The sequence below is a fragment of the Pseudomonas cichorii genome (genome assembly GCF_003700275.1).
Classification (GTDB): domain Bacteria; phylum Pseudomonadota; class Gammaproteobacteria; order Pseudomonadales; family Pseudomonadaceae; genus Aquipseudomonas; species Aquipseudomonas cichorii_B.
Genome location: NZ_RBRE01000039.1, coordinates 34,194 through 59,466, shown reverse-complemented (window position 1 = coordinate 59,466; position 25,273 = coordinate 34,194). Strand labels below are relative to the sequence as shown.

The following is a 25,273-nucleotide window of genomic DNA, read 5'->3' as shown; positions in this document are numbered from 1 at the left end:
GTCGCAGATTTGGCGGGGGGATGCTTTTTCGCGAATGAATTGGCTGCCACCGGGTGGGAGCCCGTTCATTCGCGAAAAGCAGGTCAGGCTTACTTCTTGATGCCGAGCTTCTTCAGTTCTTCGTCACGCAGTTCACGGCGCAGGATCTTGCCGACGTTGGTCGTAGGCAGGACATCGCGGAACTCCACGCTGCGCGGCACCTTGTAGCCGGTCAGGTTGGCGCGCATGTGCTCCATGACCTGCTCCTTGGTCAAGGTGACGCCCGGTTTGGCGACCACGAAAACCTTGATCTCTTCTCCGGACTTCTCGTTCGGCACGCCGATGGCTGCGCATTGCAGAACACCCGGCAAGGTCACCAGCACGTCTTCCAGCTCGTTGGGATAGACGTTGAAACCGGAGATCAGAATCATGTCCTTCTTGCGGTCGACGATACGCATGTAGCCATCGGGCTGGATGATGGCGATGTCGCCAGTCTTGAGCCAGCCTTCGGCATCGAGGATTTCGTCGGTGGCTTCCTGACGCTGCCAGTAACCCTTCATGACCTGAGGGCCCTTGACGCACAGCTCGCCCACTTCACCCAATGGCAACTCGTTGCCCGCGTCGTCAATAACCTTGCACAGGGTCGAAGGCACGGGAATGCCAATGGTGCCCATCTGAATATTGCTGATCGGGTTGACCGTCGCTACCGGGCTGGTTTCGGTCATGCCGTAACCTTCGCAGATAGAGCAATGGGTAACTTCCTTCCAGCGCTCGGCAACCGCCTGCTGCAAGGCCATGCCACCGGACAGGGTGACCTTCAGGCCGGAGAAGTCCAGGTTGCGGAATTCCTGGTTATTGCACAGCGCAACGAACAGGGTATTGAGGCCCACGAAACCGCTGAACTTCCACTTCGACATTTCCTTGACCATCGCCGGCAGATCGCGCGGGTTGGTGATCAGGACGTTGTGGTTGCCGATCAGCAGCATCGACATGCAGTGAAAGGTGAAGGCGTAGATGTGATACAGCGGCAGCGGCGTGATGAGAATCTCGCAACCTTCATACAGGTTGGAGCCCATCAAGGCCTTGCATTGCAGCATGTTGGCGATCAGGTTGCGGTGGGTCAGCATCGCGCCCTTGGCCACGCCAGTTGTGCCGCCGGTATATTGCAGCACCACGACATCGTTGCTGTCCGGCGAAGCTTCCTTGACCGGCTGGCCACGGCCCTTGCTCAGGACGTCATTGAAACGAACGGCGTTGGGCAGGTGATAGGCCGGCACCATCTTTTTCACGTACTTGATGACGCTGTTGATCAGCAAGCGCTTGAGCGGCGGCAGCAGGTCCGCCACTTCGGTGACGATGACATGCTTGACCTGGGTCTTGGGCACCACCTTCTCGGCCAGGTGCGCCATGTTCGCCAGGCAAACCAGCGCCTTGGCGCCGGAGTCGTTGAACTGGTGTTCCATTTCCCGCACGGTGTACAGCGGGTTGGTGTTGACCACGATCAGGCCGGCGCGCATGGCACCGAAGACAACGATCGGATATTGCAGCAGGTTGGGCAACTGGACCGCGATGCGATCGCCCGGCTGCAGGTCGGTATGCTGTTGAATCCAGGCTGCGAAAGCGCCGGAAAGCTCATACAGCTCGCCATAGGTAAGGGTCTTGCCCAGATTGCTGAAAGCCGGTTTATTGGCAAAGCGCTGGCAAGACTGCTTCAATACCGCCTGGACGTTTGGGTACTCATCAGGATCGATGTCGGTAGCGATACCCGACGGGTATTTATCCTTCCAGAAGTTCTCGATCATGCAAGCCAGCTCCGTAGCGATAGCGAATTCTTCACATCGCTGTACGCGATGATTTTCTTGTGTTTTGGAATTATGCAGTTCCCGCTTGTTTCCGCCTCATGACAGGGCAGAAAGCGGGCCGAGAGTAGCAGCTTTGCCAGAGGCCGCCTAGAGGCAAAAAAGCCCTGACCGGTCACATAAATGACTCTTGAATAACGAAGGGTCATTTTTAGAGCAATAATTCTATTTATCGCATATCCGGCCGAAAACACTGGGCCAGACGCACTCTTCAACTCCCGCAAGCGCCCTTCTCCAGGTCCTGAAACAGCAGGCCTCACTGTTTTTTGCCGCTCTGCAGCCAGCCGTTGGCCATCAGCTATACACTGATTGAAATACATCTGTCGGGCCTTGATCCAGTCGCGGGAAATTGCCATGAACCATGAAGCCTTCTGGCTTGACGCCAGTGATCACCATCGCCTTTACGTCAATGCCTGGCTGCCCGCCCAGACACCAAGGGCGGTGGTGATGCTGGCGCACGGCATGGCTGAGCACAGCGGTCGCTATGAAAGGCTGGGCATTGCACTGAACGCTGCCGGCATCGCGCTGTATGCCCACGACCAGCGCGGGCACGGGCTGACGGCTTCGCAAGGTGAACCCGGGCACTTCGCCGATGAAGACGGCTGGAGCAAGGTGGTCGGCGATCTGGCCACTCTGAGCCACGCAATTGGCCAGAAACACCCTGACCTGCCGCTGTTCCTGCTGGGCCACAGCATGGGCAGCTACATTGCCCAAGCCTATCTGATGCACCATGGCGCCAGCCTGCAAGGGGCGATTCTCAGTGGCTCGAACTTCCAGCCGGTTTCGCTCTATCGCAGCGCCCGACAGATCGCCCGCCTGGAGCGTTTGCGCCAGGGGCCACGCGGTCGCAGCGCCCTGATCGAATGGTTGTCGTTCGGCTCGTTCAACAAGGCGTTCAAGCCGGCACGCACACGATTCGACTGGCTCAGCCGCGATCCACAAGAAGTCGACAAGTACCTTTTCGATCCTCTCTGCGGTTTCCGCTGCACCAATCAGTTATGGTTCGACCTGCTTGGCGGACTGCAGAAAATCAGCAAGCCTGCCAACCTGAAACAGATCGATCCGGGCCTGCCCCTGCTGATTATTGGTGGAGAATGTGATCCGGTGAGCAATGGGAAGCGTCTGAAAGATCTTGCTCATGCACTGGGAAAAGCAGGTCATCAAGTATTACAGCTTGAAATCTACCCTCAGGCGCGGCATGAACTGCTTAACGAGACCAATCGCGATGACGTTACCCGTGACTTGATCGACTGGCTGCTGCACGCTCTCGAACAACCACGTCCACACCGGGCCGAATGATTCCCCGGTTACTACATTCATTTCAGGACAGCCACATGACCCAGGTCACCAACACGCCTTACGAAGCTCTTGAAGTCGGCCAGACAGCCAGTTACAGCAAAACCGTTGAAGAGCGTGACATCCAGTTGTTCGCCGCGATGTCGGGCGACCACAACCCGGTTCACCTGGACGCCGAATATGCTGCCAAGACCATGTTCAAGGAGCGTATCGCCCATGGCATGTTCAGCGGCGCGTTGATCAGTGCTGCCGTGGCCTGCGAGCTGCCTGGGCCGGGCACTATCTATATCGGTCAGCAGATGAGCTTCCAGAAGCCGGTGAAACTGGGCGACACCCTGACCGTACGCCTGGAAATCCTGGAAAAAATGCCGAAATTCCGCGTGCGCATCGCGACCCGCGTGTTCAACCAGAACGATGAACTGGTAGTCGATGGCGAAGCGGAAATCCTGGCACCTCGCAAGCAACAGACCGTTGACCTGACGGTGTTGCCGGAAATCACCTTCGGCTGATGCCGTTCGCTCCATTGATTTGTCGCTTGAATTGAAGTGCGGGCAAGCCCCCTCTCACAGATTGTATTTAGCTTGCGGGAAGGGGCTTGGCCGCGACTGAGGTATTCCAGCCAGGCAAAAAAAATGGGCGACCGAAGTCGCCCAAAATGCCTTGCGTGCTCTTGTTATGGAAGGCCTGAGCCTCACTTTCGCTTTTGCGAGTCCTTCCAGATAAATAGTCCGAAGCCTGCGAAGAAGACGAGCATCAGGCCAACGGTGACGACACCTGCGACCACAACATTGTCCAGAAACATAACCTCGCCTCCTGCTTCGCTCTGTTCAATGGAGCTAGATTAACCACAACGGCACAGAAAAAAATTGACCCAGATCAGTTGTCCATACGCTCGGCGAACGAGCGCATCGACAACTGATCCGGGTCAACTATTTTTTTGGGGTATCAGCGTTTCTTCGGTTTCTTGGCGGGCTTTTTCTTCTTGCCACCCAGTGGCATTGCCTGTTCAAAGGCATTGCGCACCTCATTGAGGCGTTTGTCGTTCAGGTCGTGAACGCGCCTGGCGCGCTCGGCGCTCAGATCGATCAGCTTTTCATCTTCGCTCATGACTCACTGCTCTCGGCCACTCGGTATCCGGGTCAATAATGCTCAATCGCAGCGGCGATGACCAGCGAGGAACGGGATCAGTTTCAAACCTCGACGTCGACCCACAACCCCTGGCGCGGCTCGTTGTCGATCAGCGGCACGACCGGCACGGTGTTGTCGGCATTCAGGGAAGTCCCCGGCACGGCAAGGTGCTCGATGTGCTCACCCTCTTCTTCATGATGCTGGCGTTGTTGCTGGCGCTGCTGGTCTTCACGCAACAGCAGGGCACTTCTCTCGTTATCTTCGTTGCGAAGATCGATAGTCGTTTCGCTGGAGCCCGGTTGCACAGGCGCGACCGGCGGTATGTCTGGCATACGCCTGGCCGGGTCGAGTTGCGACGTCACGGGTACCACACTCAGTGGAAGCGTCGGTTGCAGCATGATTTTTCATCTCCTGTTATCGGGCTGTCGGCTGCCGCTCCGTCGACTTGAACGCCTTTTTGCAAAACTTTTCGACTATGTTTCAGGCAATAAGTGCCGTCAGCGGCGCATTTGTCATGATTACGGCCAATAACAGGTGTTTTTTCACTACCGCCTTTGGCTTCAGGGCGTGTTCCGTTAACATAGTCGCCTTTTCAAAAGCGGGAGTCAGGCAGCATGGCGCAGCAGTATCAACCGGGGCAACGCTGGATTAGCGACAGCGAAGCCGAGCTGGGTTTAGGCACCGTTCTGGCACAGGATGGCCGCTTATTGACCGTGCTCTATCCGGCCACTGGCGACACACGCCAGTACGCACTGCGTAATGCCCCATTGACCCGGGTACGCTTTTCGCCGGGCGATGTGATCACGCACTTCGAGAACTGGAAGATGACCGTGCGCGAAGTCGACGACGTCGACGGGCTGCTGGTCTATCACGGTCTCAACGCGCAGAACGAAGCAGTTACCCTGCCGGAAACCCAGCTGTCGAACTTCATCCAGTTCCGTCTGGCCACCGACCGCCTGTTCGCCGGGCAAATCGACCCGCTGGCGTGGTTCTCGCTGCGTTACAACACCCTTGAGCACACCAGCCGCCAGTTGCAGTCGTCGCTGTGGGGCCTGGGTGGCGTACGTGCCCAGCCTATCGCGCACCAGTTGCACATTGCCCGTGAAGTCGCAGACCGCATCGCACCGCGGGTCTTGCTGGCTGACGAAGTGGGCCTGGGGAAAACCATCGAAGCCGGTCTGGTGATCCATCGCCAGTTGCTTTCCGGCCGTGCCAACCGTGTACTGATCCTGGTTCCGGAAAACCTTCAGCACCAGTGGCTGGTGGAAATGCGCCGCCGCTTCAACCTGCAGGTTGCGCTGTTCGACGCCGAGCGTTTCATCGAGAGCGATGCCGGCAACCCCTTCGAGGACACCCAGTTGGCGCTGGTCGCCCTGGAATGGCTGGTCGAGGATGAAAAGGCCCAGGACGCGCTGTTCGCCGCTGGCTGGGACCTGATGGTAGTCGACGAGGCTCACCATCTGGTCTGGCATGAGGAAAAGGCCAGTGCCGAATACTCGCTGGTCGAACAACTGGCCGAAGTCATTCCCGGCGTACTGCTGCTGACTGCGACCCCGGAACAACTGGGCCAGGACAGCCACTTCGCCCGTCTGCGCCTGCTGGACCCGAATCGTTTCCACGACCTGCAAGCCTTCCGCGCCGAAAGCGAGAACTATCGCCCGGTCGCCGAAGCCGTGCAGCAACTGCTGGACAAGGGCAAGCTGTCAGCCGACGCGCACAAGACCATTCATGGTTTCCTCGGTGCCGAAGGCGAAACCCTGCTGAGCGCAGTAAACGCTGGCGATGAAGAAGCCAAGGCGCGCCTGATCCGCGAACTGCTGGACCGTCATGGCACCGGCCGTGTCCTGTTCCGTAATACCCGCGCTGCCGTCCAGGGGTTTCCTGAGCGTCAGTTGCACCAGTATCCGCTGCCCTGCCCGGCCGAATACCTGGAATTGCCGCTGGGTGAACATGCCGACCTGTACCCGGAAGTCAGCTTCCAGGCGCAACCGGAAATCACCGAGGAAGAACGCTGGTGGCGTTTCGACCCACGGGTCGACTGGCTGATAGACACACTGAAGATGCTCAAGCGCGTCAAGGTGCTGGTCATCTGCGCCCATGCCGAAACCGCCATGGACCTGGAAGACGCCCTGCGCGTACGTTCCGGCATCCCGGCCACCGTCTTCCACGAAGGCATGAACATTCTGGAGCGCGACCGCGCCGCGGCCTATTTTGCCGATGAAGAGTTCGGTGCACAGGTGCTGATCTGTTCGGAAATCGGCAGTGAAGGCCGCAACTTCCAGTTCTCGCACCATCTGGTGCTGTTCGATCTGCCGTCGCACCCGGATCTGCTGGAACAGCGGATCGGTCGTCTGGACCGGATCGGCCAGAAGCACACTATCGAGCTGCATGTGCCGTTCCTGGAAACCAGCCCGCAGGCGCGCCTGTTCCAGTGGTATCACGAGGCGCTCAATGCCTTCCTCAATACCTGCCCGACCGGCAACGCCCTGCAGCACCAGTTCGGCCCGCGCCTGCTGCCGCTGCTGGAAAGTGGTGACGACGATGAATGGCAGAGCCTGATCGACGAAGCCCGCACCGAGCGCGAGCGCCTGGAAAGCGAGCTGCACACCGGCCGCGACCGCCTGCTGGAACTCAACTCCGGCGGCGCAGGCGAAGGCGAAGCGCTGGTGGAAGCGATTCTGGAGCAGGATGACCAGTTCTCGCTGCCGATCTACATGGAAACCCTGTTCGACGCTTTCGGCATCGACAGCGAAGACCATTCGGAAAACGCCCTGATCCTCAAGCCGAGCGAAAAAATGCTCGACGCCAGCTTCCCGCTGGGCGACGACGAAGGCGTGACCATCACTTACGACCGCAACCAGGCGCTGTCTCGCGAAGACATGCAGTTCATCACCTGGGAACACCCGATGGTTCAGGGCGGCATGGATCTGGTGCTGTCGGGCTCGATGGGCAACACCTCGGTGGCGCTGATCAAGAACAAGGCACTCAAGCCGGGCACCGTGCTGCTGGAACTGATCTACGTCAGTGAAGTGGTTGCGCCGCGCTCGCTGCAACTGGGCCGCTACCTGCCGCCTGCGGCATTGCGTTGCCTGCTGGATGCCAATGGCAACGATCTGTCCAGCCGGGTCTCGTTCAATACCCTGAACGACCAACTGGAAAGCGTGCCACGCGCCAGCGCCAACAAGTTCATCCAGGCGCAGCGCGATGTGCTGACGCCGAAGATCAATGCCGGTGAAGAAAAGATCGCCCCGAAACACGCCGAGCGCGTGGCCGAGGCACAACGTCGCCTGGCAGCCGATACCGAGGAAGAACTCGCACGCCTGACCGCACTGCAAGCGGTCAACCCGACCGTGCGCGACAGCGAACTGGTCGCCCTGCGCAGCCAGCGCGAGCAAGGCCTGGCCATGCTTGAAAAGGCTGCACTGCGCCTGGAAGCGATCCGGGTTCTGGTGGCTGGCTGACCTGTTCGCGGATGAACTCGCTCCTGCCTACCGCGCAGGAGCGGATTCATCCGCGAAGGCTGCACTCGATGCGCGCTCAGCAGTTCCCGCCATCCTCTCCATCATCCGCCTGGCATCCTTGCTGAAGCAGCGCGATGCCTGGAACAGAAACACCAGCGTCATACCCAGCGCCACCGGAATCAGGTACATGGCATCGTGCAAACCGATGGCCTTGAAGCTTTCATCCATCTGCAGCGCTCCCGCTGCCGTCATCGCCGCATGGGCGAAATGATCGGACAACAAGCCGACCACCACCGGGCCAAGCCCGCCACCCAACAGATATAGCCCGGCAAAGAACAATGCCATGGCCGTCGCCCGCAGACGCGGCTCCACCACGTCCTGAATGGCGGTGTAGACGCAGGTATAGAAGTTGTAGGAGAACAGCCAGCCAATGCTGAAGACCGCGACGAACACCCCGATCTCGATTCTCCCTGCATGCAAGGCATAGCCGGTAGCCAACGCGGCGACCAGCATGCTGAACGCCGCAAACCACAGGCGACCGTTAGGTGAACGCTGATGCAGTTTGTCAGCGATCAGGCCACCCAGGGTCAGGCCGATCAAGCCGGTAACGCCGACAATGATTCCGGTCGCCACAGCCGCTTCCTGCAAGGGCAGCAGAAAATAGCGCTGCAGCATCGGCACCATAAAGGCGTTGCAGGCATAGGTCGCGAAGTTGAAGGTCAGCCCGGCCAGCACCAGCCAGCGGAAGGTCGGGATCGACAGCACCCGGCGAATCGGCTTCTCGATCTTTTCTTCGGACATGCGCACGCTTTCGGCAGCGCCACGCTTGGGCTCACGAATCAGAAAAATGAACACGGCCAGCAACAGGCCGGGAACGGCGGCGATAAAGAACGGCGCACGCCAGCTATCGAACGCCTGGACCATCGCACCGATGGTAAAGAACGCCAGCAACAGTCCCAGAGGCAGACCCAGCATGAAAATGCCAATGGCGCGTGAGCGCCGATTGGCCGGAAACAGGTCACCGATCAATGAGTTGGCCGCAGGCGCATAGCTGGCTTCACCGATGCCGACGCCCATACGCACCAGCAGAAATGTCCAGAAGCTGGTCACCATGCCGTTGACCGCCGTCAGCCCGCTCCAGACCACCAGCCCCCAGCCCATCAGCTTCTTGCGTGAACCGTTATCGGCCATGCGCCCCAGAGGCAGACCGGCAATCGCATAGACCAGGGTAAAGGCGGTGCCCAGCAAGCCGAGCTGGAAATCGCTCAAATGCCATTCCTTGCGGATGGGCTCGGTAATGATCGCCGGAATCGTTCGGTCGAAGAAATTGAACAGATTGGCCAGAAACAGCAGAAACAGCACGCGCCAGGCATTGGAAGCCTGAATGGCGTTGTCGGTCGGGGAGTTATTCATGAGGCATCCATCCCTTTTTTCTGCTTACTCTAGAGCCCCTCCGCCAAACCCACTGTAAACATTCGTAAACGGACACAAATGAAGGAATGAGCTTTTTATAACGATTGGTTATTGAGGCGATTCCATTTTTTTGAGTGTTGACACTGGCAGGTTTTATTCAGCTTCTATACTCATCCCTATTCGCCAGGCTTGATGGGCTCTGTACGAAATGTTTCGAGCGAAGGTGAGGCAAGGCGAAAACAGGCCAGGAACGGTCGGAGTCGTGTTCGACTTTACGAACTGTAAATGAGCATTCCGAGCCTGTTTTCAACGCAGCATCACCGATTGCGCAGATGCATTTGCTACAGAGCCTAGCCTTGGTGACCCTGGCAGTGAACTATAGGGCTCGCTATGGAATGGCTCGGTTTGAATATGTTTGTCGGTTTCCCGGCAAATGGGCAATTACTGATCAACTGCAGTCATAACCTGTTTCTGGTAGCGCTGGCTTATGGAGTGGCCTGCGCAGCCTGTTTTGCCACGCTGGATATCACCGATCGGGTCATTCAGGTGGAGGCAACCAAGAGCCGTCGAGTGTGGAAGGCTCTGGCTGCGCTGTGCCTGGCGGGCGGCATCTGGGCGATGCACTTCATCAGCATGCTGGCTTTCCAGGCGCCGCTGAAAATCAGCTACGACCTGCCGATCACCGTTTCTTCCCTGTTGATCGTGCTGGCTGCTGCCCTGATTGCCATCAGGGCAATGAGCATGGCGACCCTGAGTCTGAAGCGCTGCCTGATCACGTCGCTGATCATGGGGCTGGCGATCAGCATCATGCATTACGTCGGCATGGCCGCCATGCGCTCCGATGCCATCCAGTATTACAAGCCGGGCATGTTCGCGCTGTCGATTCTGGTCGCCATCCTGGCGAGCGTGGCGTTGCTGACCCTGTCCAGGCATCTGCGCCAGCACAGCGGAATGTTCCATCAGATGTTCAGGTACGGTGTCAGCCTGCTGCTTGGAGCGGGCCTGCTGACCATGCATTTGATGGGGATGGAGGCGCTGCAACTGCTGCTGCCCACCGATACGCAATTGCAGATCCCCAACACCGAAAACAGCCAGCAACTGGGCCTGACAATCGCAATCATCACCTTGCTGATCATCGCTGGCAGCATCAGCGCGGCGATGGCCGACAAGAAGCTGCAAAGCAAGGAGCATGACCTGCAGCGGGTCAACGCCCTGCTCAGCCAGCTTGATCAGGCCCGGGTGTCCTTGCAGCAAGTGGCGCACTACGACCCGCTGACCAATCTGATCAACCGCCGCGGTTTCAACCAGATCTTCGCGGAAAAGCTGATGGAGCACAGCGTCAACAACGGCATGCTGGCGGTAATGTTCCTGGACATCGACCATTTCAAGCGAATCAACGATAGCCTGGGTCATGACGCCGGCGATGAACTGCTCAAGGTGATTGCCGAGCGTATCCGCAGCGCGACCCGAATCCAGGATGTGGTCGCGCGTTTCGGCGGCGACGAATTCTGCATCCTGCTCAGCATTCCCGACTACGAAGAGGCCCGGCATCTGGCTTATCGGGTCATGCAGAAGATGAAGGAAACCATCGCACTGTCTGGCCGCAGGATGGTGATGACCACCAGTATCGGGATTGCGGTCTTTCCACGCGACGGTTCAACCTGCGATGAACTGCTCAAGCATGCGGATCTGGCGCTTTATCAGTCCAAGGGCAATGGCCGTAACCGGGTCAATTTCTTTAGCCCGGCCTTGAAAACCAAAGCCAGCCTGGAACTGCATCTTGAGGAAGAGTTGCGCAATGCCCTGCGGGAAGAAACCGGCCTGCAGGTTTATTACCAACCCATCGTCGACCTGCGCACCGGGCATGTCGCCAAACTCGAAGCGCTGGTGCGCTGGCACCATCCTCAGCATGGGCTGCTGATTCCCGACCGTTTCATCGGAATTGCCGAAGCCAATGGCCTGATCGCCGAGCTGGACAACTGGGTGTTGCGCCGGGCCTGCAAGGACCTGGGCGCCCTGCGCCTGGACGGTTTCGACAAGATGATCATTGCCGTGAACTGTTCGGCACTCAATCTGGCCAGGGATGAACTGGCAGAGGAAGTCGAACAGGCATTGAGCGAGGCGAATGTCTCTCCCGGCCGCCTGGAGCTGGAAGTCACCGAAAACGCTCTAATGGGCAACATCAGCAACACAATCTTGATGCTCAAGCACATTCGCAGCCTGGGCGTATCGCTTTCCATCGACGACTTCGGCACCGGCTATTCTTCACTGGCCTATCTCAAGCGCCTGCCACTGGATACCTTGAAGATCGACCGCTCGTTCATCATGGACATCCCCAAATCGCCTCAGGACATGGAAATTGTCCAGGCGATCATCGTCATGGCCCATACCTTGCGCCTGAAAGTCGTTACCGAAGGGGTGGAAACGCCGGCGCAACTGGAATTTCTCAGTCAATACGGCTGCGACTATGTGCAAGGTTACCTGTTCAGCAAGCCGCAACCGCTGGAGCGCTTGCTGCCGCTGGTCAAACAGATGAACCAGCGCGAGCCCAGCAGCCTGTTGCCGACAGCACTCATGCTGGATAGACGGGACAGGGATAACGATACGCCCCGCTCACTCGACCTGTTCAGCGAACTGCCCGGCAGCGAAAACCTGTCGGTTCGCAACGACAGCCGAACCAAAAGGACCCGTTGGTCGGATTAAACCGCTTCAGGGCCAGATATCAGGGAAAAGGCCTTCCCGGATGAATCCGGTCCCAGCAGGGCTATGGTCACCGTATCGGCAAAGGCACCATTTCGGTGCGCGGATTAATCCTGCGCCTTGTTCTGGATCAGCACCCAAGGGGCAACCACTACCGCCCAGAGTAGCGGATCGGTCTCCACCAGTTCCATTGCCCTTGACTCAGACACCTTGCCGACCTGTCCGCTGGCCAGCCAGGCAGAAACCCTGCCAGCGTCATTTTCGGCCACGGCTTGGGCAACTTCGATCAGATCCAGAGGCTCCTCGACCCACAACAGGGCACCCTTGGCAAAGAATGGTTGCAATTCTTTCCAGGTAATCGAAGCGGTTTCGCCAAGCAGTTTGGCATAGAGGGTGCTAGGTTCTTGCGTCATGGGTTTCACCAAAAGAAAAATCGGCGCAATGATAGCGTCGGCTTTTCCGCAGGCAAGCCCGGATGCGCGTAGTCGTTGGTTACGAAGTTAATCGTGAGTCCATGATATGGGGGGCGAAATCATGGGCTCAAACGGTTGGATTCTATAACTTTCTTTCGATTAAGCGACATACACCGATTTCCTTCCCTGCACCCAGCTTTTCAAGCCATCGACCGGCACTCTAAACTGTTCCGGTACAGTTGGCGGAGTGGGGAGGCGATCGGCTATCGAGTCCGATCCTGCAGCTTCAGCCATCAGGATTATAAAAACTACAACGCAAGAGTGGAGCATCATGACTAAGGGTACCAAGAAGCTTTCCAAGCTGTTTGCCGCATTGGTTATGGCGGGAGTTGCCAGCCATTCGTTCGCAGCCGACACCATCAAGATCGGCATCGCGGGTCCCAAGACCGGCGCAGTCGCTCAGTACGGCGACATGCAGTTCAGCGGCGCGAAAATGGCCATTGAACAGATCAACGCCAAGGGCGGCGTTGATGGCAAGAAGCTTGAAGCCGTCGAATACGACGACGCATGCGACCCGAAACAAGCGGTTGCGGTGGCCAACAAGATCGTCAACGACGGCGTGAAGTTCGTCATCGGCCACCTGTGCTCCAGCTCCGCCCAACCGGCTTCGGACGTTTACGAAGACGAAGGCATCATCATGATGACTCCGGCAGCGACCAGCCCGGATATCACTTCCCGTGGCTACAAGCTGGTGTTCCGCACCATCGGCCTGGACAGCGCCCAGGGCCCGGCTGCTGGCAACTACATTGCCAAGCAGATCAAGCCGAAAGTCGTTGCCGTCATCCACGACAAGCAGCAGTACGGTGAAGGCATCGCCACTGCCGTCAAGCAGACCCTGGAAACAGACGGCGTGAAAGTCGCCCTGTTTGAAGGTATCAATGCTGGCGACAAGGACTTCTCCTCGCTGATCGCCAAGATGAAGCAAGCCAACGTCGACTTCGTCTACTACGGCGGCTACCACCCGGAACTGGGTCTGATCCTGCGTCAGGCACAGGAAAAAGGCCTGAAAGCCGGCTTCATGGGTCCTGAAGGCGTGGGCAACGCATCGATCTCGCAGATCGCCCAGGATGCATCCGAAGGCCTGCTGGTCACCTTGCCGGCTTCGTTCGACCAGGACCCGGCCAACAAGGCGCTGGTTGATGCATTCAAGGCCAAGAAGGAAGACCCGAGCGGCCCGTTCGTGTTCCCGTCCTATGCCGCGGTTGAAGTGATTGCCGAAGCAATCAAGATCGCCAAGAGCGAAGACACCGACAAGGTTGCTGCAGCCCTGCGTGCCAACACCTTCAAGACTCCGACCGGCAACCTGGCATTCGATGCCAAGGGTGACCTGAAAGACTTCAAGTTCGTGGTCTACACCTGGCACAAAGACGGCACCAAGACCGAAGCGCCTGTGAAGTAAACACGCGCCTTTGATCGACACCAGAGCCCACTGCTACCTCAGTGGGCTTTGTTTTGCGAGGCGCATGGCCCCACAGGGTCCTGACGTCCCCTGAATATCTTGAAACCGATACCCGTGATTCACGAGGGTCTGTTGCCGTTTCCGCACGACCCGTGCGGAAACGGCAACAGATCCAGCTGTAACAAACGTGGACTCAGAGCACGACGTGCAGCCGGTAAAGACTTCACCAGTGAAACACAGAGCAGGTTTTTAGGAGCGCGCTGTAATGCCCGAGATAGATCTCTATCACTTTTTCCAACAGCTGGTTAATGGCATGACCATTGGCAGCACTTATGCCTTGATTGCCATCGGTTACACCATGGTCTACGGCATCATCGGCATGATCAACTTCGCCCACGGCGAGGTGTACATGATCGGTTCCTACGTGGCGTTCATCGCCATCGCAGGTCTGACGATGATGGGCCTGGGCAGCTTGCCACTGCTGATTACCGCGGCTTTTGCCGCGAGTATCGTGGTGACCAGTGCCTACGGCTATGCCATCGAACGTGTGGCCTACCGGCCATTGCGCGGCAGCAACCGGCTGATCCCTCTCATTTCTGCCATCGGCATGTCGCTTTTCCTGCAAAACACCGTATTGCTTTCGCAGGACTCCAAGGACAAGTCGATCCCCAACCTGATTCCCGGCAACTTTGTGTTCGGCTCTGCCAGCACCCATGAAGTCGTGATCTCGTACATGCAGGTGCTGATTTTCATCGTGACCGTGGTCGCGATGCTCGGCCTGACCTGGTTCATCTCGCGTTCTCGTCTGGGTCGCGCCTGCCGCGCCTGTGCCGAAGACATCAAGATGGCCAACCTGCTGGGTATCAACACCAACAACATCATTGCCCTGACCTTTGTCATCGGTGCAGCCCTGGCGGCCATCGCGGCCGTGCTGCTGAGCATGCAATACGGCGTGATCAACCCCAACGCGGGCTTCCTGGTCGGCATCAAGGCTTTTACCGCTGCAGTGCTTGGCGGTATCGGCAGTATTCCGGGCGCCATGCTCGGTGGCCTGGTGCTCGGCATAGCCGAAGCCTTTGGTGCTGACGTCTTTGGCGATCAGTACAAGGATGTCGTGGCGTTCAGCCTTCTCGTATTGGTGCTGTTGTTCCGGCCGACCGGCCTGCTTGGCCGTCCGGAGGTTGAAAAAGTATGACCAAGAATCTCAAGTCGGCGTTTTTCAGCGCCTTGCTGGTGCTGGCCGTCGCCTATCCGGTGCTGGGCCTGAAACTGGAAATCGTCGGGGTCAACCTGTCGGTCATCGGCGCCAGCAGCACCACTGTGGCAATCATCCTGGGCTGTGCCGCGCTGATGTTCGTGCGCGTGCTGTTCCATGAGCAGATATCCGCAGCCTGGCGCTCATCGCCAAGCCTGCCGGGCGTACCGGCCAAGGCCAGTAACTTCCTGACCCTGCCGAGCACCCAGCGCTGGTTCATTCTGGCTCTGGTGATGCTCGCTCTGGTCTGGCCGTTCTTCGGCTCTCGTGGCGCGGTGGACATTGCAACCCTGATCCTGATCTACGTGATGCTGGGCCTGGGCCTGAACATCGTGGTCGGTCTGGCCGGTCTGCTGGACCTGGGCTACGTCGGCTTCTACGCCGTCGGCGCCTACAGCTATGCCATGCTCTCGCACTACTTCGGCCTGGGTTTCTGGATCTGCCTGCCGATTGCCGGACTCATGGCAGCACTGTTCGGCTTCCTGCTGGGCTTCCCGGTACTGCGATTGCGCGGTGACTATCTGGCCATCGTGACCCTGGGCTTCGGTGAAATCATCCGTCTGCTGCTGCGCAACATGACCGAGTTCACCGGCGGCCCGAACGGTATCAGCAACATCGAGAAGCCAACCCTGTTCGGCCTGACCTTCGAGCGCAAGGCAGCGGAAGGCATGCAGACCTTCCACGAGTTCTTCGGCCTGCCGTACAACTCGATTAACAAGGTGATCTTCCTGTATCTGGTCGCCCTGCTGCTGGCCCTGGTCGCCCTGTTCGTCATCAACCGCCTGCTGCGCATGCCGATCGGCCGTGCCTGGGAAGCGCTGCGCGAAGACGAAATCGCCTGCCGGGCACTGGGCCTGAATCCGACCGTCATCAAGTTGTCGGCCTTCACCCTCGGTGCTGCGTTCGCCGGTTTCGCCGGTAGTTTCTTTGCCGCACGCCAGGGTCTGGTGACACCGGAGTCCTTCACCTTCATCGAGTCGGCGATCATTCTGGCGATTGTCGTGCTTGGCGGCATGGGGTCGCAATTGGGCGTGATTCTCGCGGCCATCGTCATGATCCTGCTGCCCGAATTGATGCGTGAGTTCAGCGAATACCGCATGTTGATGTTCGGCGCCATGATGGTGCTGATGATGATCTGGCGTCCTCAAGGTTTCCTGCCTATGCAGCGCCCTCACATGGAGCTGCGTAAATGAGCCGTCCAATACTGCAAGCATCGGGTCTGAGCATGCGCTTTGGTGGCCTGCTGGCCGTCAACGGCGTTGGCCTGACCGTCAACGAAAAGCAGGTCGTGTCGATGATCGGCCCCAACGGCGCCGGCAAGACCACGGTTTTCAACTGCCTGACCGGTTTCTACAAACCGACGGCGGGCACCATCCTGCTCGACGGCGAGCCGATCCAGGGCCTTGCCGGTCACCAGATCGCCCGCAAGGGCGTGGTCCGGACCTTCCAGAACGTGCGTCTGTTCAAGGAAATGACCGCCGTGGAAAACCTGCTGGTCGCCCAGCATCGCCACTTGAATACCAACTTCCTGTCCGGCCTGTTCAAGACCCCGGCGTTCCGCAGAAGCGAGCGCGAGGCCATGGACTATGCCGAACACTGGCTGGAAGCGGTCAATCTCAAGGAGTTCGCCAACCGGGCAGCAGGCACTCTGGCCTACGGTCAGCAGCGTCGCCTGGAAATCGCCCGCTGCATGATGACCCGTCCGCGCATCCTGATGCTCGACGAGCCGGCAGCCGGCCTGAACCCCAAGGAAACCGAAGACCTCAAGGCTCTGATCGGGGTGCTGCGTAACGAGCACAACGCCACGGTCCTGCTGATCGAACATGACATGAAACTGGTCATGAGCATTTCCGACCATATCGTGGTGATCAACCAGGGCACGCCTCTGGCCGATGGCACACCACAAGAGATCCGCGACAATCCTGAAGTGATCAAAGCCTACCTGGGGGAAGCGTAAATGCTGCAGTTTGAAAACGTTTCCACCTTCTACGGCAAGATCCAGGCGCTGCACAGCATCAACGTCGAAGTCCGCAAGGGCGAGATCGTTACCCTGATCGGGGCCAACGGCGCGGGCAAGTCCACGCTGTTGATGACGCTGTGCGGATCACCCCGCGCCCACAGCGGCAGCATCCGCTACATGGGCGAGGAGCTGGTAGGCCTGGAGTCTTCGGTAATCATGCGCAAGAGCATCGCGGTAGTGCCGGAAGGCCGTCGCGTGTTCGCCCGCCTGACGGTCGAGGAAAACCTGGCCATGGGCGGCTTCTTCACCGAGAAGGGCGATTATCAGGAGCAGATGGATAAAGTCCTGCACCTGTTCCCGCGCCTCAAGGAGCGCTTCACCCAGCGCGGCGGCACCATGTCCGGTGGCGAACAGCAGATGCTCGCCATCGGCCGTGCGCTGATGAGCAAGCCCAAGCTGCTGTTGCTGGACGAGCCATCGCTGGGACTGGCGCCGATCATCATTCAGCAGATTTTCGAGATCGTCGAACAACTGCGTCGTGATGGCGTGACCGTCTTCCTGGTCGAGCAGAACGCCAACCAGGCCCTGAAAATTGCCGACCGCGCCTACGTTCTGGAAAACGGCCGTGTGGTGATGCAAGGCACCGGGGAAGAGTTGCTGGTCGATCCGAAAGTTCGGGATGCCTACCTGGGCGGCTGATCTTTCACCGTGTGGGAGCGGATTCATCCGCGAAGCTTGTTCGCGAATGAATTCACTCCTGCCGATGCCATAAGGAACACCGTCGTCGCGAGCAGACGGTATCTATCAGCGATATCCCCCTTGTAGTAACGTGGCGGCACTTATCTGGAGGCCGCCCCATGTCCGCTGTTCGTTCCACCCTTGTATTCGCTTTCTTGCCGCTGTTCGCCGGGTGCCAGATGCTTGGTCTGCCACTGGGCAGTTCACAGGACGCGCCCAAGGTATCTACTGTCGGCATGATCCGCATGCAGGGCGAACTGACCGGTGAAGGCGGACAATTGATGTTCAAGCCCTGCCATGAACAGCGTCGCTATGCGGTCAAGGATCGCGGCAATACCGGGATCCTTCAGGAAGCTGCCTCGCTGGCTGACAGCCAGGGCAAGGTGTTTGCCGACCTGCGCGGCAACTTCGCTGCCAGCAAGGCCGCCAACAGTGACGGTCAACTGGACCTGTATCAGTTCTACCGTGTCGAACGTCCCGACCAGTCCTGCGAAGACCTCAACTTCAAACGCCTGACCCTGCACGCCAACGGCAACAAGCCCGCCTGGAACGTCAATGTCAGCGGCAAGGGCATGGTGCTGGAGCGCGAAGGTCAGGAACCTCTGGCCGTTCCCTACCTTGAAGAGCAACTGCCCGATGGCAGCTTCAGCGTCAGTACCGAAGCCAACAATCAACGCATCGAACTCTGGGTAGCGCCGCAGCGCTGTGTCGACAGCGTCAATGGCTCGGTGCAGCACCTGACCGCAGAGCTGCGCGTCAATGGCCAGAGCCAGCGCGGCTGCGGCTATTACGGCGGTTCGCGTAACGATTGATGCGACATCGGTCTTGACCGACTCGCCGTAACAGGGGTTCAGCGCTTATAATCGCCGGTTCTTGTAGTGCTGTCGGGCTGAACCTGCGGCCCGAAAACTGGACCCCTTAATGTTACGAATCACCGAACTCAAGCTGCCGATCGATCACCCGGAAGAAGACCTGCGTCCTGCCCTGTTGCAGCACCTGGGGATCGACAGCAGCGAACTGCTGGACTTCACCCTGTTCAAGCGCAGCTACGATGCGCGCAAGAAGTCCACCGAGCTGTTCTTCATCTACACCATCGACTTTCAGGTCCGCGACGAACAGGCCCTGCTGCGCAAGCTGGCCAACGACCGCCATGTCGGCCCGGCGCCGGATGTCAGCTACAAGGTCGTCGGCCATGCCCCTGAAGATCTGCGCGAACGCCCGGTGGTCGTGGGCTTTGGCCCCTGCGGGATTTTCGCCGGGCTGCTGCTGGCGCAGATGGGTTTCAAGCCGATCATTCTCGAACGCGGCAAGGAAGTACGCCAGCGCACCAAGGACACCTGGGGCCTGTGGCGCAAGAAAATTCTCAACCCGGAATCCAATGTCCAGTTTGGCGAGGGCGGTGCCGGGACCTTTTCCGACGGCAAGCTCTACAGCCAGATCAAGGACCCCAAATTCCATGGTCGCAAAGTCCTGCACGAGTTCGTCAAGGCCGGCGCGCCGGCAGAAATCCTTTACGTCAGCAAGCCGCACATCGGTACTTTCCGCCTGACCGGCGTAGTGGAAAACATGCGCCAGCAGATCGAAGCGCTGGGCGGTGAAGTACGCTTTCAACAGCGGGTCACCGACCTGCTGATCGAAGACGGCCAGTTGCAGGGTGTCGAGCTGGACGGCGGCGAACGTATCGAATCACGGCACGTGATCCTGGCCCTGGGCCACAGCGCCCGCGACACATTCCGCATGTTGCACAGCCGTGGCGTGTACATGGAAGCCAAGCCGTTCTCGGTGGGTTTCCGTATCGAGCATCCGCAATCACTGATCGACCGCGCCCGCCTGGGCAAATACGCCGGCCACCCGAAACTGGGCGCAGCCGACTACAAGCTGGTGCACCACGCCAGCAACGGTCGTTCGGTCTACAGTTTCTGCATGTGCCCTGGCGGAACGGTAGTCGCCGCGACTTCCGAGCCGAACCGGGTGGTCACCAACGGCATGAGCCAGTATTCGCGTAACGAGCGCAATGCCAACTCGGGCATCGTGGTCGGCATCACTCCGGAAGATTATCCAGGCAGTCCGCTGGCCGGCATCGAGCTGCAGGAGCGCCTGGAGTCTCATGCTTACGTGATGGGCGGCAGCAATTACGAAGCCCCGGCGCAACTGGTGGGTGACTTCATTGCGGGCAAGGCTTCTACCGAACTGGGCAGCGTCGAGCCGTCCTACAAGCCGGGCGTCAAACTGATGGACCTGGCCGACGCCCTGCCCGCCTATGCCATCGAAGCCATTCGTGAAGCCTTGCCGGCCTTCGACAAGCAGATCAAGGGCTTTGCCCAGCATGACGCGATCCTGACCGGTATCGAAACCCGCACCTCTGCGCCGCTGCGCATCACCCGCGGCGCAGACATGCAGAGCCTGAACGTCAAGGGCCTGTTCCCGGCAGGCGAAGGCGCCGGTTATGCCGGAGGCATTCTGTCGGCAGGCGTGGACGGTATCCGTATCGCCGAAGCGCTGGCGCGCAGCATGCTGGGGATTGATTCAGCCGTGTAGGCACGCCCATGGTGCAGGAGCGGATTTATCGCGAAGAGTCGTTCGCGAATGAATTCGCTCCCACGCGGTTATATTCCTTCGCGCAACACACCACCAGGCAGGGGTTTACCTTGCTCGGCGCAGGCCGCAACGGCTTCAATCAAGTCGGCCAGTTCATAGCCCTGTGCCTTGAGCCAGGCGTCATCGTAATAGGTGCTGGCATAGCGTTCGCCGCCATCGCAGAGAATCGCCACAATCGAGCCCTGCTCGCCCGCCTCGACCATCTGCCTCGCTGCCATCAATGAGCCGATCAGGTTGGTTCCGCTGGAACCACCGACCTTGCGCCCCAGACGTTGCGCGAGGTAATGCATGGCCGCCAGCGACAGCGCATCCGGCACCTTGACCATGGCATCGATTACCTTGGGCAGAAACGAAGCCTCGACCCGCGGCCTGCCAATACCTTCGATGCGTGAGCCGCACTCCAGGCGCAGGCTGGCATCGCCGCTGCAGTAATAATCGAAGAACACCGACCGCTCGGCATCCGCACACAACACTCGCGTAGGGTGCTGCCGATAACGAACATAACGCCCCAGAGTTGCCGTGGTTCCGCCAGTACCAGGACTGGAAATCAGCCAGCTCGGTTCCGGATGTCTTTCAAAGCGAAGTTGCTGAAAGATCGACTCGGCGATGTTGTTATTGGCGCGCCAGTCGGTGGCCCGTTCGGCATAGGTGAACTGGTCCATGAAGTGTCCACCGGTTTCACGCGCCAGTCTTTCGGACTCGGCATAGATCTGCGTCGGGTCCTGAACCAGATGGCTCTTGCCACCATAAAACGCAATCTGTTCGATCTTGGCCTGAGAGGTCGTTGCCGGCATCACCGCCACAAATGGCAGGCCCAGCAGGCGGGCGAAGTAAGCTTCGGAAATGGCCGTGGAACCGCTGGAAGCCTCGATCACCGGAGCACCGGCCTTGAGCCAGCCATTGCACAGCGCATACAGAAACAGCGAGCGTGCCAGCCGGTGCTTGAGGCTGCCGGTGGGATGGCTGGACTCATCCTTGAAATACAGCTCCACGCCGGGCAAACCGGGCAGAGGCAGCGGGATCAAGTGGGTATCGGCGCTACGCTGGAAGTCTGCTTCGATGATGCGAATGGCTTCACGGGACCAGGGACGGTTATCGATCATTGCTTGACTGCTCTTCGATTCCAAAATATTCGGAAGTTACATAAAGACACTGAGAGTAAGATTCTAGGAAATAACCTACAACCAGAACAGGCACAGTTGGGATTTAATAAGTTACATAATTGTTATAATTTTCAGACTGCAAACACCCCCTCCCCTTTAAAATACAAACATAACTTTTCTTTTACCTACTCCAGTTAATGGAGGGGTAGCGGGCTTGTCTTGAATATGGAGAATAATCACGTCGATGCGAAATACGATCATACGCTTCTTTCAACTTGAGGCAGCCGGCGGCCTGCTGCTCATAGCGGCCGCCGCCCTGGCCCTGATCATCAACAACTCGCCGTTGTCCTGGCTGTACAACGACTTTCTCAACGTTCCGGTAGCTGCCCGGATTGGCGCGCTGGAGATCGCCAAGCCGCTGTTGCTGTGGATCAACGACGGCCTGATGGCGCTGTTCTTTCTGATCATCGGCCTGGAGGTCAAGCGCGAGATACTAGAAGGCCATCTGTCCAGACCTTCGCAAATCGTACTGCCCGGCGCAGCGGCCATTGGCGGCATGGTAGTTCCGGCGCTCATCTATTACGCCCTCAACAAGGACAATCCTGCCGCACTGGGCGGCTGGGCCATTCCCATGGCCACCGATATCGCCTTTGCCCTCGGCGTACTCGCGCTGCTCGGCAAGCGCGTACCGGTGTCGCTCAAGCTGTTCCTGATGACACTCGCCATCATCGACGACCTGGGCGCGATCATTGTCATTGCCCTGTTCTATTCGGGCGAACTGTCGAACCTGGCACTGATCCTGGCCGCGGCTGCCATTCTGGCGCTGATCGTCATGAACCGGCTGGGCGTGGCAAAGCTGGCGCCTTACCTGCTGGTCGGCCTGGTGCTCTGGGTATGCGTGCTCAAAAGCGGCGTGCATGCGACGCTGGCGGGCGTGGTACTGGCCTTCTGCATACCGCTACGCGGCAAAGCCAGGGAGCACTCACCGCTGCTGAGCCTGGAGCATGCCCTGCATCCATGGGTCGCCTACGGCATCCTGCCTCTCTTCGCCTTTGCCAATGCCGGCGTCTCACTGGCTGGCGTCACTCTGGAGAGCTTCACCCATCCGGTGCCCATGGGCATCGCGGCGGGCCTGCTGGCGGGCAAGACGCTGGGGATATTCGGATTGACCTGGCTGGCCATAAAAACCGGTATGGCGAAACTGCCGCACGAAGCGAACTGGGGCCAGGTACTGGGCATATCGACCTTGTGCGGCATCGGCTTCACCATGAGCCTGTTCGTCGGCTCACTGGCCTTCGAGGCCGGCACAAGCGATTACGCGGGTATGGATCGCATGGGGATTCTGACCGGCTCGATACTTTCCGCGCTGATCGGCTACGCGCTCATGCTGATGTGCAGCAGGAAGCAACAGAAGTAGCTCGCCCTAAACGAGAAAACCCGAGCCAGGCTCGGGTTTTCTGTCACTGCTCCAGAGCGGATCAGTGCGTTACACGGCTCGTGCCGTTGACAGTCATGATACGTACACGCTCGCCCACCCGGAAAACTTCGTTTTCCTGAACTTGCTGCACATAGGCACGCATGCTGCCGTCATCTTCACGTACGGTGATTTCGACACCCTGAGTGCGGGTAAGGCCTTCTTCGGTCATGGAGCCGAGCAAACCACCGGCAACCGCACCGATGACCGCAGCAACAACGCTGCCGCGTCCGCCACCGATGGCGCTACCGCCGACGCCACCAACAACTGCACCGGCACCTGCGCCGATTGGCGTTTTGGTGCCTTCGATTTTTACAGGTCGCAGAGATTCGACAGTACCCAGGCGAACGGTCTGTACAGTCCTGGCTTCGTCACGGGAGTATGAATCACCAGTGAGATTCGAGGTACAGCCGCCCAGTGTCAGCACCATCGCTGTGAACGAGGCAACCAGAAAAGCAGACTTGCGCATAAAGGTATCTCCCAAGGAACAAGTGGCCATTAGACTCCGCGTTCTCCGCGCTGTCACGAACCTGTACCCGTAATTTAAGTTCATTCAGGCGGCATACAGCGATACCGCAGGCAGTAACACTATGACGATCTGGTAACGGAATAATTCACACCTTAAGGTGCCAGACGTTCTCGCGTCCATTGCTCGTTTATCAGACGATAATTCAAACGATCATGCAAACGGCTTGGACGTCCCTGCCAGAACTCGATTCGCTCAGGCAAAAGGCGATAGCCGCCCCAGTGATCCGGACAATGCGGTTGAGTGTCGAGAAAACGCTGTTCGGTCTGCTTGATCATGCCTTCAAGCTCGGCACGATCGGCAATGACACGGCTTTGCGGCGAAGCCCAGGCCCCCAGGCGACTGCCCAGCGGCCGGACCTGGAAATACGCATCGGACTCCTGCGCACTGACCTTGACCACCCGCCCCTCAATGCGCACCTGACGCTCCAGTGTCGGCCAGAAGAACGTCATCGCGGCAAACGGACGCGCCGCCAGTTGCTGGCCCTTGGCACTGTCGTAGTTGGTGAAGAATGTAAAGCCCAGAGCATCCAGGCCTTTGAGCAGCAGAATCCGGCAATGCGGACGCCCGTCCTCGTCAACCGTCGCCAGGGTCATGGCATTGGCTTCAACCGGCGCCTGTTCGGTCTTGACCGCTTCCTCGAACCACTTGTGAAACAAGGCGAAGGGTTCATCGGGAGCCTGCGCCTCGGTCAAACCATCGCGAGCATAATCACGGCGCATATCGGCCAGGGCTTGGGTCATGACAGGTTTCCTTCACCGAAATAATGCGAAGTCTGACCCGCACATGCCCGGCCGGGCATGATACGGGTCAGGCAGACGATCAGTTGCTGGCCTGATCGCCGGTTTTCTTGGCAGCATCCTTGGCCGGTGCGGCTTTGGCTGGAGCAGCCTTGGCAGGCGTGGTTTTCTTGCTGGCAGCCGTCGTGGCCTTGGCTGGCGCAGCTTTCTTGGCGGTGCTGGCCTTGGCGGGAGCCGCCTTCTTGGCAGTATCTTTCTTGGTCGCAGCCGCTTTCTTGGCCGGTGCAGGCGCTGGAGCAGCGACAGGCTTGACGTCCTGAGTCGCGACCATGGTTGGCGCCGTCGGTGGCAGCGCATATTTGCTCATCAGCGCGACCATGGTGTCTTGCGGCGTCAGCAGGATTTCCACCCGGCGATTGAGCGAGCGGCCCTGAGCGCTGTCGTTGGCGGCACGCGGCATGACCGCGCCCATGCCACGCAGGCTCAGGCGATTACGCTCCAGGCCACTGAGGCGGAAGATCGCCGCAATGGATTGCGCACGCTCCTGGCTGATTTTCTGGTTGGCCGCCATGACACCGGAAGTATCGGCATGGCCGAGAACCAGTACCGCGGTCTTTGGATCGCCCTCGACGGCCTTGGCCAGACGGGTGATCGGGCCGAGGGTCACCGGCAACAACATCGCCGGACGGTCAGGGTTGAACGACGTATCGGCCGGCGCGGTGATAGCCAGCAGGTTGTCGCGGCGCTCCAGCTCGAACGGACTGTCCTTGATCGCAGCGCGCAGGCGTGGCTCGTACTCGTCAAGCCAGGCCTGGGTGATTTTCGGATCGGGCATTGGAACAGCTTTAGGCTCGTCTTTCTTGCTCTCGCTGCTGCCGAACGGCCAGTACCATGGATTGCTCTTTTCGGTCTTGGCAACCGGGTCCACAGCCACTGGCGCTTTTTCGGGAGCAGGTGCAGCAGGTGCCGGAGCCTTGGCGACTTCGGTATCAGCATCCTTGCCAAAACCGAACTGCCACCAATGGCCTCCAGCGGCAGCAGAATCGGCAGAATCGGTTTTCGGGGTTTGGGCACAGCCGGTAACAGCGATACACAAGGCGAGAGCAAGGCTTTTATTGAATGACATGGATGACCCACAACAGTATTGATGACAAGGGACGTATGGACTTGG

23 protein-coding genes are annotated in these 25,273 nt (G+C 58.9%); 12 read left to right on the top strand and 11 right to left on the bottom strand.

Features of this window, described 5'->3' with window-relative positions; genetic code table 11:
• Positions 1 to 89: 89 nt before the first annotated feature.
• Positions 90 to 1,781 (bottom strand): long-chain-fatty-acid--CoA ligase FadD1, encoded by a 1,692-nt coding sequence (gene fadD1 / locus ALQ04_RS09980; RefSeq protein ID WP_122315595.1) that lies wholly within the window; start codon positions 1,779 to 1,781, stop codon positions 90 to 92.
• Entirely contained in the window at positions 1,778 to 2,194 is a 417-nt protein-coding gene (locus tag ALQ04_RS09975; RefSeq protein WP_122315594.1) for a hypothetical protein, read from the bottom strand. The genes fadD1 and ALQ04_RS09975 overlap by 4 nt, the downstream gene beginning before the upstream one ends.
• On the opposite strand from ALQ04_RS09975, the gene ALQ04_RS09970 reads away from it, so the two are divergent.
• Together ALQ04_RS09970 and ALQ04_RS09965 are read left to right on the top strand one after the other, a co-directional pair.
• Complete coding sequence (locus ALQ04_RS09970) at positions 2,193 to 3,137, top strand: alpha/beta hydrolase (protein ID WP_122315593.1); 945 nt, start codon at positions 2,193 to 2,195, stop codon at positions 3,135 to 3,137. The genes ALQ04_RS09975 and ALQ04_RS09970 overlap by 2 nt on opposite strands.
• Positions 3,138 to 3,172: 35 nt before the next feature.
• Positions 3,173 to 3,643, top strand: coding sequence for a MaoC family dehydratase (locus ALQ04_RS09965; RefSeq protein ID WP_122315592.1), 471 nt, complete (start codon positions 3,173 to 3,175; stop codon positions 3,641 to 3,643).
• 182 nt (positions 3,644 to 3,825) lie between these two features.
• On the opposite strand, the gene ccoM is transcribed toward ALQ04_RS09965, so the two are convergent.
• The 3 genes from ccoM to ALQ04_RS09960 all read right to left on the bottom strand — a co-directional run bounded on the left by ccoM (position 3,826) and on the right by ALQ04_RS09960 (position 4,660).
• Positions 3,826 to 3,936 carry a cytochrome c oxidase subunit CcoM gene (ccoM, locus tag ALQ04_RS27485; protein WP_025261439.1) on the bottom strand — a complete coding sequence of 37 codons (111 nt, stop codon included), beginning with the start codon at positions 3,934 to 3,936 and terminating at the stop codon, positions 3,826 to 3,828.
• Positions 3,937 to 4,079: 143 nt separating this feature from the next.
• Positions 4,080 to 4,241, bottom strand: a complete 162-nt coding sequence (locus tag ALQ04_RS26925) for a hypothetical protein (RefSeq protein WP_183142148.1) — start codon at positions 4,239 to 4,241, stop codon at positions 4,080 to 4,082.
• Positions 4,242 to 4,324: 83 nt separating this feature from the next.
• On the bottom strand, positions 4,325 to 4,660 hold the full coding sequence (locus ALQ04_RS09960) for an aspartate-semialdehyde dehydrogenase (RefSeq protein WP_122315591.1): 336 nt from the start codon (positions 4,658 to 4,660) through the stop codon (positions 4,325 to 4,327).
• Between the two features lie 216 nt (positions 4,661 to 4,876).
• On the opposite strand from ALQ04_RS09960, the gene rapA reads away from it, so the two are divergent.
• On the top strand, positions 4,877 to 7,723 hold the full coding sequence (gene rapA / locus ALQ04_RS09955; RefSeq protein ID WP_122315590.1) for an RNA polymerase-associated protein RapA: 2,847 nt from the start codon (positions 4,877 to 4,879) through the stop codon (positions 7,721 to 7,723).
• 27 nt (positions 7,724 to 7,750) lie between these two features.
• Here rapA and ALQ04_RS09950 read toward each other — a convergent pair whose 3' ends face one another.
• Positions 7,751 to 9,136: an MFS transporter gene (locus ALQ04_RS09950; protein ID WP_122315589.1), complete on the bottom strand. Its 1,386-nt coding sequence runs from the start codon at positions 9,134 to 9,136 to the stop codon at positions 7,751 to 7,753.
• A 390-nt stretch (positions 9,137 to 9,526) separates the two neighbouring features.
• Here ALQ04_RS09950 and ALQ04_RS09945 point away from each other — a divergent pair, with 390 nt between their 5' ends.
• Positions 9,527 to 11,839 (top strand): bifunctional diguanylate cyclase/phosphodiesterase, encoded by a 2,313-nt coding sequence (locus ALQ04_RS09945; protein WP_183142147.1) that lies wholly within the window; start codon positions 9,527 to 9,529, stop codon positions 11,837 to 11,839.
• Positions 11,840 to 11,943: 104 nt separating this feature from the next.
• On the opposite strand, the gene ALQ04_RS09940 is transcribed toward ALQ04_RS09945, so the two are convergent.
• Positions 11,944 to 12,249 (bottom strand): DUF2288 domain-containing protein, encoded by a 306-nt coding sequence (locus ALQ04_RS09940; RefSeq protein WP_122315587.1) that lies wholly within the window; start codon positions 12,247 to 12,249, stop codon positions 11,944 to 11,946.
• 331 nt (positions 12,250 to 12,580) lie between these two features.
• On the opposite strand from ALQ04_RS09940, the gene ALQ04_RS09930 reads away from it, so the two are divergent.
• From ALQ04_RS09930 to ALQ04_RS09900, 7 genes are all read left to right on the top strand, one after another.
• Positions 12,581 to 13,708 carry a branched-chain amino acid ABC transporter substrate-binding protein gene (locus ALQ04_RS09930; RefSeq protein ID WP_122315586.1) on the top strand — a complete coding sequence of 376 codons (1,128 nt, stop codon included), beginning with the start codon at positions 12,581 to 12,583 and terminating at the stop codon, positions 13,706 to 13,708.
• Between the two features lie 265 nt (positions 13,709 to 13,973).
• The gene (livH, locus tag ALQ04_RS09925) at positions 13,974 to 14,903 is read left to right on the top strand and encodes a high-affinity branched-chain amino acid ABC transporter permease LivH (protein ID WP_122315585.1); all 930 of its coding nucleotides are present in this window, start codon (positions 13,974 to 13,976) and stop codon (positions 14,901 to 14,903) included.
• Positions 14,900 to 16,156 (top strand): high-affinity branched-chain amino acid ABC transporter permease LivM, encoded by a 1,257-nt coding sequence (locus ALQ04_RS09920; RefSeq protein WP_122315584.1) that lies wholly within the window; start codon positions 14,900 to 14,902, stop codon positions 16,154 to 16,156. Before livH ends, ALQ04_RS09920 begins: the two co-directional genes overlap by 4 nt.
• Entirely contained in the window at positions 16,153 to 16,920 is a 768-nt protein-coding gene (gene livG, locus ALQ04_RS09915) for a high-affinity branched-chain amino acid ABC transporter ATP-binding protein LivG (protein WP_122315583.1), read from the top strand. Before ALQ04_RS09920 ends, livG begins: the two co-directional genes overlap by 4 nt.
• Entirely contained in the window at positions 16,921 to 17,622 is a 702-nt protein-coding gene (locus ALQ04_RS09910; RefSeq protein ID WP_122315582.1) for an ABC transporter ATP-binding protein, read from the top strand.
• 158 nt (positions 17,623 to 17,780) lie between these two features.
• Entirely contained in the window at positions 17,781 to 18,473 is a 693-nt protein-coding gene (locus tag ALQ04_RS09905) for a COG3650 family protein (RefSeq protein ID WP_122315581.1), read from the top strand.
• 109 nt (positions 18,474 to 18,582) lie between these two features.
• On the top strand, positions 18,583 to 20,199 hold the full coding sequence (locus tag ALQ04_RS09900) for an NAD(P)/FAD-dependent oxidoreductase (RefSeq protein WP_122315580.1): 1,617 nt from the start codon (positions 18,583 to 18,585) through the stop codon (positions 20,197 to 20,199).
• A gap of 68 nt (positions 20,200 to 20,267) precedes the next feature.
• Here ALQ04_RS09900 and ALQ04_RS09895 read toward each other — a convergent pair whose 3' ends face one another.
• The gene (locus tag ALQ04_RS09895; RefSeq protein WP_122315579.1) at positions 20,268 to 21,362 is read right to left on the bottom strand and encodes a PLP-dependent cysteine synthase family protein; all 1,095 of its coding nucleotides are present in this window, start codon (positions 21,360 to 21,362) and stop codon (positions 20,268 to 20,270) included.
• Positions 21,363 to 21,606: 244 nt separating this feature from the next.
• Here ALQ04_RS09895 and nhaA point away from each other — a divergent pair, with 244 nt between their 5' ends.
• Positions 21,607 to 22,779 (top strand): Na+/H+ antiporter NhaA, encoded by a 1,173-nt coding sequence (nhaA, locus tag ALQ04_RS09890; protein ID WP_122315578.1) that lies wholly within the window; start codon positions 21,607 to 21,609, stop codon positions 22,777 to 22,779.
• A 61-nt stretch (positions 22,780 to 22,840) separates the two neighbouring features.
• Here the strand turns inward: nhaA and ALQ04_RS09885 are convergent, their stop codons facing one another.
• From ALQ04_RS09885 to ALQ04_RS09875, 3 genes are all read right to left on the bottom strand, one after another.
• Positions 22,841 to 23,305, bottom strand: a complete 465-nt coding sequence (locus tag ALQ04_RS09885; protein WP_122315577.1) for a glycine zipper 2TM domain-containing protein — start codon at positions 23,303 to 23,305, stop codon at positions 22,841 to 22,843.
• A gap of 152 nt (positions 23,306 to 23,457) precedes the next feature.
• Positions 23,458 to 24,105, bottom strand: coding sequence for a pyridoxamine 5'-phosphate oxidase (pdxH, locus tag ALQ04_RS09880; RefSeq protein ID WP_122315576.1), 648 nt, complete (start codon positions 24,103 to 24,105; stop codon positions 23,458 to 23,460).
• 79 nt (positions 24,106 to 24,184) lie between these two features.
• Positions 24,185 to 25,228 (bottom strand): OmpA family protein, encoded by a 1,044-nt coding sequence (locus tag ALQ04_RS09875; RefSeq protein ID WP_122315575.1) that lies wholly within the window; start codon positions 25,226 to 25,228, stop codon positions 24,185 to 24,187.
• Positions 25,229 to 25,273 lie beyond the last annotated feature (45 nt).

Bases quoted from the DNA above. Each gene is read 5' to 3' on its own strand.
- ALQ04_RS09910 (WP_122315582.1), top strand. From the start codon at position 16,921: ATGCTGCAGTTTGAAAACGTTTCCACCTTCTACGGCAAGATCCAGGCG.
- ALQ04_RS09900 (WP_122315580.1), top strand. From the start codon at position 18,583: ATGTTACGAATCACCGAACTCAAGCTGCCGATCGATCACCCGGAAGAA.
- ALQ04_RS09975 (WP_122315594.1), bottom strand. From the start codon at position 2,194: ATGGCAATTTCCCGCGACTGGATCAAGGCCCGACAGATGTATTTCAAT.
- ALQ04_RS09875 (WP_122315575.1), bottom strand. From the start codon at position 25,228: ATGTCATTCAATAAAAGCCTTGCTCTCGCCTTGTGTATCGCTGTTACC.
- fadD1 (WP_122315595.1), bottom strand. From the start codon at position 1,781: ATGATCGAGAACTTCTGGAAGGATAAATACCCGTCGGGTATCGCTACC.
- ALQ04_RS09905 (WP_122315581.1), top strand. From the start codon at position 17,781: ATGTCCGCTGTTCGTTCCACCCTTGTATTCGCTTTCTTGCCGCTGTTC.
- ALQ04_RS09930 (WP_122315586.1), top strand. From the start codon at position 12,581: ATGACTAAGGGTACCAAGAAGCTTTCCAAGCTGTTTGCCGCATTGGTT.
- ALQ04_RS09970 (WP_122315593.1), top strand. From the start codon at position 2,193: ATGAACCATGAAGCCTTCTGGCTTGACGCCAGTGATCACCATCGCCTT.
- ALQ04_RS26925 (WP_183142148.1), bottom strand. From the start codon at position 4,241: ATGAGCGAAGATGAAAAGCTGATCGATCTGAGCGCCGAGCGCGCCAGG.
- ALQ04_RS09950 (WP_122315589.1), bottom strand. From the start codon at position 9,136: ATGAATAACTCCCCGACCGACAACGCCATTCAGGCTTCCAATGCCTGG.
- livH (WP_122315585.1), top strand. From the start codon at position 13,974: ATGCCCGAGATAGATCTCTATCACTTTTTCCAACAGCTGGTTAATGGC.
- nhaA (WP_122315578.1), top strand. From the start codon at position 21,607: ATGCGAAATACGATCATACGCTTCTTTCAACTTGAGGCAGCCGGCGGC.
- livG (WP_122315583.1), top strand. From the start codon at position 16,153: ATGAGCCGTCCAATACTGCAAGCATCGGGTCTGAGCATGCGCTTTGGT.
- ALQ04_RS09920 (WP_122315584.1), top strand. From the start codon at position 14,900: ATGACCAAGAATCTCAAGTCGGCGTTTTTCAGCGCCTTGCTGGTGCTG.
- pdxH (WP_122315576.1), bottom strand. From the start codon at position 24,105: ATGACCCAAGCCCTGGCCGATATGCGCCGTGATTATGCTCGCGATGGT.
- ccoM (WP_025261439.1), bottom strand. From the start codon at position 3,936: ATGTTTCTGGACAATGTTGTGGTCGCAGGTGTCGTCACCGTTGGCCTG.
- ALQ04_RS09965 (WP_122315592.1), top strand. From the start codon at position 3,173: ATGACCCAGGTCACCAACACGCCTTACGAAGCTCTTGAAGTCGGCCAG.
- ALQ04_RS09940 (WP_122315587.1), bottom strand. From the start codon at position 12,249: ATGACGCAAGAACCTAGCACCCTCTATGCCAAACTGCTTGGCGAAACC.
- ALQ04_RS09945 (WP_183142147.1), top strand. From the start codon at position 9,527: ATGGAATGGCTCGGTTTGAATATGTTTGTCGGTTTCCCGGCAAATGGG.
- ALQ04_RS09885 (WP_122315577.1), bottom strand. From the start codon at position 23,305: ATGCGCAAGTCTGCTTTTCTGGTTGCCTCGTTCACAGCGATGGTGCTG.
- rapA (WP_122315590.1), top strand. From the start codon at position 4,877: ATGGCGCAGCAGTATCAACCGGGGCAACGCTGGATTAGCGACAGCGAA.
- ALQ04_RS09960 (WP_122315591.1), bottom strand. From the start codon at position 4,660: ATGCTGCAACCGACGCTTCCACTGAGTGTGGTACCCGTGACGTCGCAA.
- ALQ04_RS09895 (WP_122315579.1), bottom strand. From the start codon at position 21,362: ATGATCGATAACCGTCCCTGGTCCCGTGAAGCCATTCGCATCATCGAA.